General features: G+C 55.0%; 13 protein-coding genes. 9 read left to right on the plus strand and 4 right to left on the minus strand.

Features of this window, described 5'->3' with window-relative positions; translation table 11 throughout:
- Nucleotides 1–84: 84 nt before the first annotated feature.
- The 8 genes from ppc (at nucleotide 85) to IQ22_RS02335 (ending at nucleotide 7,716) form a co-directional block, all read left to right on the plus strand.
- A complete protein-coding gene (gene ppc / locus IQ22_RS02300) occupies nucleotides 85–2,724 on the plus strand; it encodes a phosphoenolpyruvate carboxylase (RefSeq protein ID WP_145137421.1) in 2,640 nt (879 codons plus the stop codon).
- Between the two features lie 281 nt (nucleotides 2,725–3,005).
- Nucleotides 3,006–3,653, plus strand: coding sequence for an adenylate kinase (gene adk, locus IQ22_RS02305; RefSeq protein ID WP_145137424.1), 648 nt, complete (start codon nucleotides 3,006–3,008; stop codon nucleotides 3,651–3,653).
- 141 nt (nucleotides 3,654–3,794) lie between these two features.
- On the plus strand, nucleotides 3,795–3,983 hold the full coding sequence (locus IQ22_RS02310; RefSeq protein ID WP_145137427.1) for a CsbD family protein: 189 nt from the start codon (nucleotides 3,795–3,797) through the stop codon (nucleotides 3,981–3,983).
- A 98-nt stretch (nucleotides 3,984–4,081) separates the two neighbouring features.
- On the plus strand, nucleotides 4,082–4,759 hold the full coding sequence (gene tsaB, locus IQ22_RS02315) for a tRNA (adenosine(37)-N6)-threonylcarbamoyltransferase complex dimerization subunit type 1 TsaB (protein ID WP_145137430.1): 678 nt from the start codon (nucleotides 4,082–4,084) through the stop codon (nucleotides 4,757–4,759).
- 157 nt (nucleotides 4,760–4,916) lie between these two features.
- Nucleotides 4,917–5,285: a hypothetical protein gene (locus IQ22_RS02320; RefSeq protein ID WP_145137433.1), complete on the plus strand. Its 369-nt coding sequence runs from the start codon at nucleotides 4,917–4,919 to the stop codon at nucleotides 5,283–5,285.
- A 4-nt stretch (nucleotides 5,286–5,289) separates the two neighbouring features.
- Nucleotides 5,290–6,147, plus strand: coding sequence for a DUF72 domain-containing protein (locus IQ22_RS02325; RefSeq protein ID WP_145137435.1), 858 nt, complete (start codon nucleotides 5,290–5,292; stop codon nucleotides 6,145–6,147).
- A 33-nt stretch (nucleotides 6,148–6,180) separates the two neighbouring features.
- Nucleotides 6,181–6,873, plus strand: coding sequence for an extensin-like domain-containing protein (locus IQ22_RS02330; RefSeq protein WP_145137438.1), 693 nt, complete (start codon nucleotides 6,181–6,183; stop codon nucleotides 6,871–6,873).
- Between the two features lie 57 nt (nucleotides 6,874–6,930).
- Nucleotides 6,931–7,716: a class I SAM-dependent methyltransferase gene (locus IQ22_RS02335; RefSeq protein WP_145137588.1), complete on the plus strand. Its 786-nt coding sequence runs from the start codon at nucleotides 6,931–6,933 to the stop codon at nucleotides 7,714–7,716.
- On the opposite strand, the gene IQ22_RS02340 is transcribed toward IQ22_RS02335, so the two are convergent.
- The 4 genes from IQ22_RS02340 to IQ22_RS02355 form a co-directional block, all read right to left on the minus strand.
- Nucleotides 7,717–8,772 carry an AbrB family transcriptional regulator gene (locus IQ22_RS02340; protein ID WP_244308868.1) on the minus strand — a complete coding sequence of 352 codons (1,056 nt, stop codon included), beginning with the start codon at nucleotides 8,770–8,772 and terminating at the stop codon, nucleotides 7,717–7,719.
- Between the two features lie 115 nt (nucleotides 8,773–8,887).
- Nucleotides 8,888–10,405, minus strand: coding sequence for a tripartite tricarboxylate transporter permease (locus IQ22_RS02345; RefSeq protein WP_145137441.1), 1,518 nt, complete (start codon nucleotides 10,403–10,405; stop codon nucleotides 8,888–8,890).
- A gap of 1 nt (nucleotide 10,406) precedes the next feature.
- Nucleotides 10,407–10,865: a tripartite tricarboxylate transporter TctB family protein gene (locus IQ22_RS02350; protein ID WP_145137443.1), complete on the minus strand. Its 459-nt coding sequence runs from the start codon at nucleotides 10,863–10,865 to the stop codon at nucleotides 10,407–10,409.
- Between the two features lie 50 nt (nucleotides 10,866–10,915).
- Entirely contained in the window at nucleotides 10,916–11,893 is a 978-nt protein-coding gene (locus tag IQ22_RS02355) for a Bug family tripartite tricarboxylate transporter substrate binding protein (RefSeq protein WP_145137446.1), read from the minus strand.
- Nucleotides 11,894–12,256: 363 nt separating this feature from the next.
- Between IQ22_RS02355 and IQ22_RS02360 the strand changes: the two genes are divergently transcribed.
- Nucleotides 12,257–12,928, plus strand: coding sequence for a response regulator (locus IQ22_RS02360; RefSeq protein ID WP_145137449.1), 672 nt, complete (start codon nucleotides 12,257–12,259; stop codon nucleotides 12,926–12,928).
- Nucleotides 12,929–12,945: the final 17 nt, after the last annotated feature.

The following is a 12,945-nucleotide window of genomic DNA, read 5'->3' on the forward strand; positions in this document are numbered from 1 at the left end:
CAAAAGCTAGACCGCGGAGCGGCTAATGAGGTCCCTGTGAGGTGATGTGCTAGAACTCAAAGAGGCTATAGAGAGGAGGTCGCCATGGTTGTCGAGATAGATGTCCGCTTACGGGAAGATGTTCATCAATTGGGTGAGTTATTAGGGCAGACCATTTCCAATCAGTACGGTCCGGCTTTTCTGGAAAAGATCGAGCGTATCCGTAAAGGTGCAAAGGCCGCCCGGGGAGGCTCACTACGTGGCGAGCGGCAACTGTCTGAAACCCTGGATGCATTGGACGAATCAGAGCTGCTGCCGGTAGCTCGCGCGTTCAATCATTTTCTGAACCTGGCCAACATAGCAGAGGAATACCATCGTATCAGGCGGCGTAGTGCAGATGAGCCCGTACCGTTCGAGGATCGAGTACTTGACGAGGTGCTGGCACGTTTGAAAGCTGCAGGCCATGCCGATACGCGCGTCGCCGAAAAATTGGCCAAGCTCGATATTGAAATCGTATTGACGGCTCATCCTACCGAAGTGGCCCGCCGCACCTTGATTCAAAAGTACGAGGAGATCACCGAGCAGCTCGCAGCCCAGGATCACGATGACCTGACACCGGCCGAACGCCGGAGTGTTCAACAGCGGTTGCGCCGTCTGATCGCCGAAGCGTGGCATACCGAGGAGATCCGGCGGCAGCGTCCTACTCCTGTAGATGAAGCCAAATGGGGCTTCGCCGTTATCGAGAATTCCCTGTGGTATGCCGTTCCCCGACTGCTGCGGGAGGTCGATGAGACGCTATTGAAAGCGACGGGCCAACGCTTACCGCTTGAGGCAACGCCAATCCGTTTCGCCTCCTGGATGGGTGGTGATCGCGACGGCAATCCGAACGTAACGGCAGCAATTAGTCGTGAAGTCCTGCTCCTGGCCCGTTGGATGGCGGCTGACCTTTACCGGCGCGATGTGGACCGGCTGGCCGCCGAACTTTCTATGCAGCAGGCCTCGCCTGAACTGATGGCCGAAGCGGGCGATCATCCCGAACCTTATCGTGTCATTCTCAAGCGACTGCGTGAGCGGTTGCGCGTCACGCGTGATTGGGCGGCGCGAGCAGTCCACGATCCGCACGTATCCGCTGCTGGTATCCTTGAGGACAACGAGGCATTGTTGGCACCCTTGCGGCTGTGTTATGAGTCGTTGCACGCGTGCGGGATGGGGGTAATTGCCGATGGCCCTCTGTTGGATTGTCTGCGACGTGCAGCCACCTTCGGGCTGTTTTTAGTTCGTCTTGATATTCGTCAGGATGCCGCTCGACACGCGGCTGCCCTGAACGAGATCACTGAATATTTAGGTATAGGCCGATATGCCGAGTGGGATGAGCCCCAGCGTCTTCATTTCCTAGAAAATGAATTGGCTAGTCGCCGTCCTTTGCTGGCTTGTGACTACATGCCCTCCGCCGAGACGGCTGAAGTCTTGGCGACATGTCGGGTTATTGCCCAGGCACCAGTGGCTTCACTAGGTTCCTACGTCATCTCCATGGCGGGCGCTGCATCTGACATCCTAGCGGTACAACTTCTTTTGAAAGAATCTGGCGTACGCCGCCCGATGCGCGTTGTGCCGCTGTTCGAAACGCTCGATGATCTTGATCATGCCGGCCAAGTTATCGAAAGTCTGCTTGAGCTGCCTAGCTATCGTGAACGCTTGCAGGGACCGCAGGAGGTCATGATCGGTTACTCCGACTCGGCCAAGGATGCCGGGACATTGGCTGCAGCCTGGGCACAATACCGTGCGCAGGAGGCATTGGTAGAGATCTGCGCACGGCAGGGAGTCGAGCTGGTGCTGTTTCATGGTCGGGGCGGTACGGTCGGGCGGGGAGGCGGCCCTGCCCATGAGGCCATCCTGTCACAGCCTCCGGGATCAGTAGCCGGGCATTTCAGAGTGACGGAGCAGGGTGAGATGATCCGGTTCAAATTCGGCCAGCCTGATATTGCCCGGCAGAATATGAATCTATATCTGGCCGCTGTACTGGAGGCAACCCTGCAACCACCTCCCGTACCAGAAGCTGAGTGGCGAGCCGATATGGATCGCCTGGCAAAAGACAGTTTGGAGGCCTATCGAGGCATCGTGCGCTTGCATCCTCAATTCGTCGATTATTTCCGGCAAGCGACACCAGAGCAGGAGTTAGGGCGTCTTCCATTGGGAAGTCGTCCGGCTAAGCGTCGCCAGGGTGGAATTGAAAGCCTACGGGCCATTCCATGGATTTTTGCCTGGACCCAGACACGCCTTATGTTGCCCGCCTGGCTGGGGTGGGAAACGGCTTTGATCAGAGCACTGGAGCGTGGAGATGGGCCCCGCCTGCAGGATATGCGTGAACGCTGGCCTTTCTTCCGTACCCGGATCGACATGTTGGAAATGGTACTGGCCAAGGCAGACGGCGAGATCGCTCGGCTGTATGATGAACGGCTGGTTCCTGAGCAGTTGCGCGCTCTTGGGGCTGAGCTCCGCGACTTGTTGTCGCAGGCGGAGCGGGCTGTGCTGCGTTTGACTGGGCAGGAGGAGCTCTTCTCCCATCATCCTCAGACACGAGCGTTCATTGCCGTACGTAACATCTATCTGGACCCTTTGCACTTGCTTCAGATCGAGTTACTGGCCCGTTCCCGACAAGCTGGAGAAGCAACGGCAAGCCCGCTGGATCAGGCTTTACTGGTCAGTGTTGCCGGCATTGCGGCGGGCTTGCGCAATACCGGATAAAGCGGCTGTAACTACCGCACCCGGATCCCGCTTGATGGCTTGAAAAGCGAAGCGGGGTCTGCTATCAGGCAATCCGCTCATTTCATCCTGAAACGCAGAATAAATCCCTGCGACTTTAAGTGGCTTGTGCCCCCCGGTCATGCTGTGTATTTTGAATCCCCTTGGCCGTTTACCGGCCAGATACAATCAAGCGAGACTGCCTGAATGTTCATAGGGCCACTGCTGCCATCTGGTCGATTCAAGGCGAGTCCGGGATACCATAATTTTAAGGAGCGACGTGCATGCGCGTGATACTGCTAGGGGCGCCCGGTGCCGGTAAAGGTACCCAGGCTCGGTTCATTACCGAGAAGTTCGGCATTCCGCAAATTTCGACCGGAGACATGCTACGGGCAGCAGTGAAGGCGGGAACGCCCTTGGGACAACAGGTGAAAGACGTCATGGCTAGTGGCGGGCTCGTATCCGATGAGATCATTATCGCTCTGATCTCCGAACGTATCCTCGAAGCCGACTGTGCCAATGGTTTTCTGTTCGATGGTTTCCCCCGGACTATTCCTCAGGCCGAAGCACTGAAGAATGCCGGTATCGTTATTGATAACGTACTGGAAATTGCTGTAGACGACGAAGAGATCGTCAAGCGACTGTCGGGTCGTCGAGTACATGCCGCCTCCGGGCGTGTCTATCACACCGAGTACAATCCACCAAAAGTAGCCGGGCGGGATGATGAAACCGGCGAAGAGTTGATCCAGCGTGACGATGACAAGGAAGAAACGATCCGTAAGCGTCTGTCGCTGTACCATTCTCAAACCAAGCCTTTGGTGCAGTTCTATCAGCAGCTCTCCACTGTTGAGGGCAAGCCGAAGTGCAGCCGTGTAGAAGGCGTAGGCACTGTAGAAGCCATCACAGCAAAAGTGCTTGATGCATTAAGCTGATGGCGAATACACCCGGCTTTATATGAAGCGGCCCTGAAGGGCCGTTTTGCTGTTTACATCAGACCTTTGGTCGCGAGTGTCGAACTCTTCTCTTCTGCCACAAGTCGTAATAGCGTGGACATTGATAAAGAGGACGAAGATATGAGTAGCACAGCCGATAAGATCAAAGGTACTGCCAACGAAGTCGCTGGCAAGGCCAAGCAAGGTCTCGGTGAAGCAACCGATAATCCTCGCATGAAGCACGAAGGTGATACGCAAGAAGTTAAAGGTAAAGGTCAGCAGGTCGTAGGCGACGTCAAAGACGGCGTTAAGAAGGCTGGCAACCTCTGATTATCTGACTCAGGATTCATCCAACGGCCATCTTCGGATGGCCGTTGTCGTTTCTGAAACTTATACTTCCCGGCTTTGCTGTTGTTTGGATAAAACCAATGCCTACCTTGCTGGCGATTGATACTGCTACTGAAGCCTGCTCCGTTGCTCTCATGCACGACGATGAAGTGGTTTGCCGTTACGAAGTAATCCCACGTATGCATGCCCAACGGGTACTACCCATGGTGCAGGAGTTACTGGCCGAATCCGAAATGTCCCTGTCGACTATTGATGCTATTGCCTTTGGTCGTGGGCCGGGAGCGTTTACCGGGGTGCGTATTGCTATTGGGGTTGTGCAGGGTTTGGCGTTTGGTCTGGATCGTCCAGTGTTGCCAATATCAAACCTGGCTGCTCTGGCGCAGCGTGCTTATCGGGAACGAGGCGCCATGCAGGTAGCAGCAGCTATTGATGCACGCATGGATGAGGTTTATTGGGGATGCTATAGCCTGACCCAAGGGGAAATGCGCCTGCAAGGTGATGAGGCGGTGTTGCCTCCAGAGCGAGCAGCATTACCGTTCGAAGCCCAGGGCGAATGGTTTGGGGCGGGTACAGGGTGGGGCTACGCGGGCCGGTTGTCCGTGCCGCTTCTTGATGTAGACGCCACGCTTCTACCGCATGCCAAAGATATAGTGACACTTGCGCTTCCTGCATGGGAACGGGGTGAGGCACTTCCAGCTGACCACGCTCAGCCGGTTTACTTACGCGACCAAGTAGCCACGCCCAAAGCACCACGTTGATTTTGAGCACATTCATAACAGGTGATTGAAGTATCGGCTATTCAATATGGTTAATCGGATAAGCCGTGCTTTTAGGGATACGCTTAGTAACATAGGCGCATTGCCAATCCCCTGTGAGCTCATTACAGTGCAGTTAGTAGCATAAAGGCATTCAATCATGCGTATCGACAGCTATACATCGTCTTACTCCCTGGATCGTCCCGGCCGTTATCGCTCGGATAATGCCTATGCTGAGATCCAGCATGAGGAAGAGGTGCGCCGCGACCGGCCGACGGATAGCCAGGCTGTTTCCCAAGGGTTGGGTGAGACGCCGCTGATTCGACGGGTGGAGTCAGCCTCGTCAGCCAACGATGCGTCGGGCAGTGCCTCGTCTGATATGCAATGGCTTATGGTCAGCGACCAGGCGTGGTACCAGCAGCCCTTAACCGCTCGAGCCAGCCAGGCTCTGGCCAGCTATGGCAGCGTCGCGCTTCTGGCGCGTGAAGCCGAATCTCAGCAGGTCATGAGGCTTGATCTGTACGTCTGATCGTATGCTGCCTTATTACATTGGCTGCCCCTCTTGGAGTGATGCTGCCTGGCGTGGCTCGCTTTATCCAATGAGCACGCGTACAGCTGAATTCCTGTCTCGCTATGCCAATGTCTTTAATGCTGTAGAAGGTAACACCACCTTTTACGCCGAGCCTTCCGCCGAGACCGTACGACGTTGGGCCGAGTTAATGCCTTTGCATTTTCGATTTTGTGTCAAGTTTCCTCGTGATATCAGTCATGACGGTGATTTGCGTGAGCGCTTGCATCAGGCGCAATCCTTTATGCAATTAATGGCCCCGCTAGGTGAGCGGGTCATGCCGTACTGGTTACAGTTTCCGTCCGGTTTTGGTCCACAACGATTAGGCGAGCTGGCTGATTTTCTGGATGCCTTGCCTTCATCGGGACGCATTGCTGTAGAGGTTCGCCATGATGAGTTTTTCAGCAAGGGCTGGGCGGAGCGCGAACTCAATGGTTTGCTATTTGAAAGAAATGTCGAACGGATCGGGCTGGACTCCCGTGCGCTTTTCAGTAGCGAGCCTACTACAGCCGCAATCCGAGATGCCCAAGCCAAGAAGCCTCGTGTACCGGTCCGTGTACCGGCGTTTACCCAGTCGCCGCAGATCCGTTTTATTGGTCGTTTGGAACTCGAGGCCAACGATTTCTATCTAGGACCATGGGTAGACAAGTTTGCCGAGTGGATTGGTGAAGGCCGGACGCCTTACATCTTCCTGCATACACCGGACAATCGACAGGCGCCGGAGCTGGCCATGCGTTTTCATGCGCAATTGCAGACTCGGCTGCCTGAATTGCCATCCTTATCGATCATGGCCGAGCCCGTGGAGCAGTTGGGACTTCTCTAACGTATGCGCCTGCCATGCTGAGCCAGGAGTGCTATGCGTTACGTATTTGGCGTGTTGCTTTTGATGCTTGCCGGCCTGGGTTTGGGTATCACCTATGGCTGGGTCACGATTCCTGCGGAGTGGAACCCTTTCGCTCCACTTGATGTAAAACAGCCCCCCAATTTACTAACATCCTACAAGCTCCGGCGTTTGCAACATGACCCGACCTTATGCAGTAAGGCACTGGAAACGTCGCCGTTGCGCTATGTACCGCTGTCAGGCACTACAGGCTCGAAGCAGTGTCCACTCGACAATGTAGTGCGCGTGCAACGTTCGGAGGCTGCGTTCAGTGGCAGTTTCTTGGCGACATGTTCATTAGCCACAGCCTATGCCATGTTCGAATTGCATGCCTTACAGCCTGCAGCGCAAGCGGTATTCGGGCAGCGCGTTACGCAGGTTGAGCATTTCGGTAGTTTCGCCTGCCGCAATATCTACGGCCGAGCCAATGCGCGGCGCAGTGAGCATGCTACGGCTAATGCACTTGATCTGGCCGGTTTTCGTCTGGCCGATGGGAGCCGCATCACAGTGGCAAGAGACTGGAAGGGCGACGATGACAAGGCCCGCTTTCTTCGTCTGGCTCGTGAAGGTGCCTGCAAGACCTTTAACACAACGCTGTCACCAGACTACAACGCGGCGCATCGGGATCATTTCCATGTGGACATGGGAGGCTTTCATGTCTGCCGATGAGTGTTCTGATTGCCTATGCTCTGGCAGAATGCGCGCTTTTACCTGTCGGTCTGCCTTATGAGCGATAACCAGCGCGTACCCATCATCGTCGTTCAGCCGCTCGCCTCGGCTTGGTCAGAACAGGCCGAAATGTGGAGCCAGCGCCTTGGTTTACCGCTTTCAACGGCGCCCGAGGCAGACTTTATCCTTGAAGTCGGGGAGACAGGGTTACAGCTTGTTCAATGCGGGCCCGATTCGCCGGGACCCGTGCGGGTCGATTTTCTGGAAGGTGCGACCGCTCACCGTCGGCTTTTCGGTGGCGGTAGCGGGCAAATGATTGCTAAGGCCGTAGGAATTCAGGCCGGGATTCGCCCTTGCATCTTGGATACTACTGCAGGGCTAGGACGTGATGCTTTCGTTCTGGCAACTCTGGGTTGCGAGGTCACTCTGATCGAGCGTCAACCCTTGATTGCTGCTTTGCTCGAAGATGGCCTTAGGCGTGCCGCGCATGACCCCGATGTTCAAACTATCGTACAGCGCATGCATCTTCTCACAGGCAATGCCATCGAGATCATGCAGGGCCTAACCGAATCTCCTCAAGTGGTTTATCTGGATCCCATGTTTCCCCATCGAGATAAAAGTGCCCTGGTAAAAAAGGAGATGCGCATCTTCCGGCCTTTGGTGGGAGATGACTTGGATGCTCCGGCCTTATTAAACGCTGCCCTTGATTTGGCCAGCCACCGGGTAGTCGTAAAGCGCCCGCGTAAGGCGCCTTGTATTGACGGCCCTAAGCCAGGATATAGCCTGGAGGGAAAATCCAGCCGTTATGATATTTATCCCAAGAAATCCCTGAACAAAAGCTAATTAATCACGTACGTGCCGTAGCCAAAGCTTGTATGCCGGTTGAGCCAGAAATAGCACTAATAACAATCTCAACACTTGCATGGCCGTGACCAAAGGCACCAGGAGATGCAAGGCTTCCGCTGTAAGGCTCATCTCGGCAATGCCGCCCGGCACCATGCCTAGCATAAGTGAGCGAGAATCGAGCCCGGTGAGCCAGCCAAGTCCGGCTGCGAGCGGTACGGCGATACTGACAGCCAGTAAGGTCGCCAGTAGAGTACGAAGCATAAACGCCGGTGCGCGGCGAAAAAACGGGCGATCAAAGTAGCAGCCCAGCGAGCTGCCGATTAACCACTGCCCAATTTGCCCCGCCCCGGCAGGCAAACCAATGCGGAGATCAAAAGTCACGCTAAAGACGATGCTGACTAACAATGCTCCCAGCTGCCAGGCATTAGGCAGACGCAAGCGCTGAAAGAGGAGGGCGAGCAGGGCGCCTAATGCAAGGATTGGCAGCAGCCATGAAGCATCAACGGTCGCGGAGTGGATCTGGGTCTTTGCGTTTTCACCAAACAGCACGGTATAGATAGCTGGAATACTCAGCAGTACCAGCATCATGCGTAAGCTTTGCCCTGCAGCCACGCGCGGCAGATTGGCACCATGCCGATACGCCAGGTTAACCATTTCATTAGCACCGCCCGGCATGCTGGCAAAAAAGGCGGTAGCACGATCTTCACCGCTACGCCTCAACAAAATAATGCCAGTTACACTGGCCGCTACGGTAAGTACTGTACCCAGCACGATGACCAGAACATGCTCGCCAATCTCGGCCATGATGGCTTGGTTGAAATGCAGTCCTATACCCGTCGCAATGATCCATTGGCCGCCTTTACGCGAATGTGGTACTTCCTGGGTAAGCCATCCGCAGCAACGGATGAAAACGACCCCGAGTAATGAGCCAATCATCCAGGGCAGCGGCCAGTGAGCCAGATAGGCCAGATAGCCGCCCAACGCCCCCGCAATAGGCGTCAGCCACCAAGTATGAAAGGAGGACAGAAAGCGGAGAGCAGGCTCGGATTTCACGAGAGTTCCTTGAAATCAGGCGCCAGAGGTGTTTGGCACGAGAATACTGTGAAAAAAGGCGCCAGAGAGAGGAGAAAGCTGACGCCTCTGGAAACGGAGGCGTCAGCTTCTTAGGTCATGCGTCTGCAAGCAAAGCTTTGCGCTGTGCTTGTCGGCGCCGCCAGATACGAATCACTGGTAATACCAGCATCAGTACAACCAGCATCCAGATAGCCTGTGTAATGCCACTCGACCACAGAATGTCCAGTGCGCCATTAGAAATGGAGAGGGCTCGGCGTAAGTTCTGTTCCATGAGGCCGCCCAGAATGAAACCGAGCAGCAGGGGCGATAGGGGGAAATCCAGCTTACGCAGGATGTAGCCCAATATACCGACCAGAACCATTAGAATCAGATCGAAAGTAGTAGCATGGATCGCATAGACACCGATCGAGGTAATGATCGCAATGGCTGGTACCAATGCCCAGTTCGGCACGGCAAGGATCCGTGTGAATACTTTGATCATCGGTACGTTAAGCACCAGTAGCATCACGTTGGCGATGAACAGCGAGGCAATCAACCCCCACACCAGTTGCGGCTCGTTCTGGAACAGCAGAGGACCTGGTGTAATGTTGTATAGCGTTAAGGCACCAATCATTACCGCTGTTGTTCCGGAGCCGGGGACGCCTAGTGTCAGCATGGGCACCATGGCGCCGCAGCAGGAGGCACCAATGGCTGTCTCGGGAGCCGCCAGGCCACGAATATCCCCTTTGCCGAATTGCCCGCTCGGGCCGGCAATGCGTTTTTCGGTCATATAAGCCAAAGCGCTAGCCAATGTGGCACCAGCACCCGGCAGAACACCAATGACGAAGCCGCCAACGGCACACCGTAGATTGATAAAGAATACACGCCGTGCTTCATTGAGGTTAAAAAGCATCCGGCCGGTAGTTTTGACCACGGTATGTCCATGATGCGTCTTTTCCAGCAGGAGCAGGATTTCACTAACGGAGAACAGGCCGAGTACTAGCACTACGAACTGAATGCCGTCCGCGACATGGATGCTGTCAAAGGTGAAGCGGTAAACGCCACTATTGGCATCAATGCCAACTGTAGACAGGAACAGACCAAGCAAGGCGGCTACAAGGGTCTTCATCGGCTTGTCACCGGCCATGCCGGCCAATGCAACAATGGCCAGCACCATCAGCACGAAATACTCTGCCGGACCAAAAGCAATAGCCCACTTCGCCAGCAGAGGTGCAAACAGCACCATGCCGCACGTCGCGATCAATGCGCCTATGAAAGAGCTCCAGGCTGACAGTGACAATGCTACGCCCGCGCGGCCTTGCCGGGCTAGTGGATAACCGTCCAGCGTAGTCATCAGTGTTGAAGCTTCTCCTGGAATATTCAGCAGAATCGAGGAGATCCGACCACCGTATTCGCACCCTAGGTAGACCGCGGCGAGCAGAATCAACGCTGATTCTGGAGGTAATCCCAGCGCAAACGCTATAGGAATAAGCAAGGCTACGCCATTGATAGGTCCCAGGCCGGGTAGAAGCCCGACAACCGTGCCGATCAGCGTGCCAATCAACGCAATCATAAGATTGGTTGGCGTCATCGCAACGCCAAAACCCTGCGCCAGATACGTCAAAGTGTCCATGTTAGATCTCCAGGCCACTCAGTAGGCCTTGTGGCAATGGCACGTCGAGAATGCGATCAAACAAGATGTACAGGCCGATCGACAGCAATACGCTGGTAATGGCGCTGCCTTTCCACCGGCCGCCGTAGAGCCGGGCGAAGGCCATGCCAGCCAGAGTACTGCTCACAATGAAACCGAGCGCCTCGAATAGCAGGGCATACGCCAATAGCAGTAGAAAACAGACCAGGATCTTGCGCAGCGTAGGCGCGTCCATTGGTTGCTCGTCATGCTCCTGGCTGAGCGGTGTGGGCTTGACCAGTAGATAGACCAAGCTGGCGCACATGAGTCCAAGCATCAGCAGTGGAAACGCACGTGGACCGACCGGCTCATAGGAAAAAGGTGCTTGGTAATCCCATCCGATATACGCGAGCACTAGTCCCGCAATTAGCCAGACAGCAATAAAGACTCGTTGAAAAACCATGATGGTTTCCTCATGGGCGCCCTGCTTGCAGAATCAGGGCGGCTGTACGATCACTGAATAAGACCGAACTCTTTGGCCAGGCCGCGGTAGCGAGCTACTTCTTTCTGAACGTAGGCATCCAGTTCATCGCCGGTCATAGCGAAGGGGAACAGCTCACGCTGATCACGCAGCTTGGCGAAATCGTCAGAGGCGAGGAGTTTGTCGAAAGCGTTTTTCCACCAAGTGTAATCTTCGTCGCTGACCTTTGGACCAAGATAGAAACCGCGCACCACTGGCCAAACGATGTCATAGCCCTGTTCGCGTGCAGTAGGAATCTCAGCCATGGCTGGCTCCTCCAGACGATTCTCGGAAAATACTGCCAGGATGCGCATGTTGCCGCTTTCAATATGTGGCATGGAGTCAGAGATATCGGTACTGCCTACCTGAATATGTCCGCCCAGAAGTGCTGTAGCGATTTCACCGCCACCCTCTAGCGAAACGTAGCGCAGGTCGCGTGGATTGATGCCAGCCGCTTTAGCGATCAGCGCTGTCTGCATCCAGTCCTGGCTACCTACGGTACCGCCTGCACCAATCACAACTTTGGAGGGGTCTTTCTTCAATGCTTCGACAAGATCGCCAAGGGTCTTGTAGGGTGAGTCGTTCCGGACAGCAATGGCGCCGTAACTAGTGCCGACTGCTGCAAGCCATTTGACTGCTTTTTCATCGAAACGGCCGAACTTGCCCTGCGACAGATTCAACAGTGAGCCACTGGAAAAGGCCACGATGGTGCCGCCTTCTTTCGGACGTTGGGCGACCACCGTGTTATAGGCAACGGCACCCACGCCGCCCGGCATATAGGTCACCCGCATGGGTTTTTCAAGAAGCTTGGCATCGACTAAGGCGCTTTGAGCTAGTTTGCAGGTCAGGTCGAAGCCACCGCCGGGAGAGGCCGGAGCAATGCACTCAGGGCGTTTGGGTTCAGCCATCAGCTGAGTAGACAGCAGCACGGTAGCCGCAGCGATAGACAGATGGCGCAGAGACAGAGTCATGAAAGATCTCCTATTGTTCTTGTTATACAAATAAAAGGCAGCGCTATAAGCGTTTCACTAACGAATAGCAGGCCACAGGCGCAAAGACGCATGACAAGTAAGATAAGAACAACAAGGAAGAGCGCCAGGCCAGGAATGGCAGAGCGTGCATAGGGGACAGGCGTAAAACGTCTGCATGGTGGTTTTCCTTTTATTCTTATCTGAAAACGTTGCTACCACAGGCCGCTTTCGGTAAAGGCAATAAACCTTTATTTCATCCTATTGCTTCAATCTTTCATCAACCTTTCAATTGAGGCGGAGATACACCATTCCTCAAAAAGCCTAGGTACACTGCTCCTCTTCGAAGCTGTTCTGGAGAATGGTGTGCGTATCCTGCTCGTGGAAGATCATCGACCTTTGGCCGAAAGCGTCGCCCAGGCGTTGAAAGGCAAAGGATGGACCGTAGACATGCTTCATGATGGCGTAGCAGCGGATTTAGCGCTTTCCAGTGAAGACTATGCCTTGGCCATTCTGGATGTCGGCCTGCCCCGGCTTGACGGCTTTGAAGTGCTTGCACGCCTGCGGGAGCGGGGCAACCGCCTACCGGTTTTGATGTTGACGGCTCGGGGGGAGGTTAAAGATCGTGTACAGGGGCTCAACCTGGGGGCGGATGATTATCTGGCCAAGCCATTTGAACTGACGGAGCTGGAAGCGCGTGTCAATGCCCTGTTGCGGCGTAGCGTGCTTGGTGGAGAGCGACAGCAGCGCTGCGGCCCTTTGGTTTACGATTTGAATACACGGCGTTTCAGTCTCAATGAGCAGCCTTTGACGTTAACCTCGCGGGAGCAAGCTGTCTTGGGCGTACTGATTGCCCGACCAGGGCGGGTCATGAGTAAGGAGCAGCTCGCCTCGCATGTGTTCGGTCTTGATGAAGAGGTCAGTCCTGAAGCAATTGAGATCTATATTCACCGGCTGCGCAAGAAGTTGGAAGATAGTCCGGTTCGTATCGTGACCTTCCGAGGGCTGGGCTACCTGCTGGAGGCTTCAGGTGGCTGAAGACGTGTCGCCGGTCA

Origin of the sequence: Pseudomonas duriflava, from assembly GCF_007830155.1 — a bacterium.
Taxonomy (GTDB): domain Bacteria; phylum Pseudomonadota; class Gammaproteobacteria; order Pseudomonadales; family Pseudomonadaceae; genus Chryseomonas; species Chryseomonas duriflava.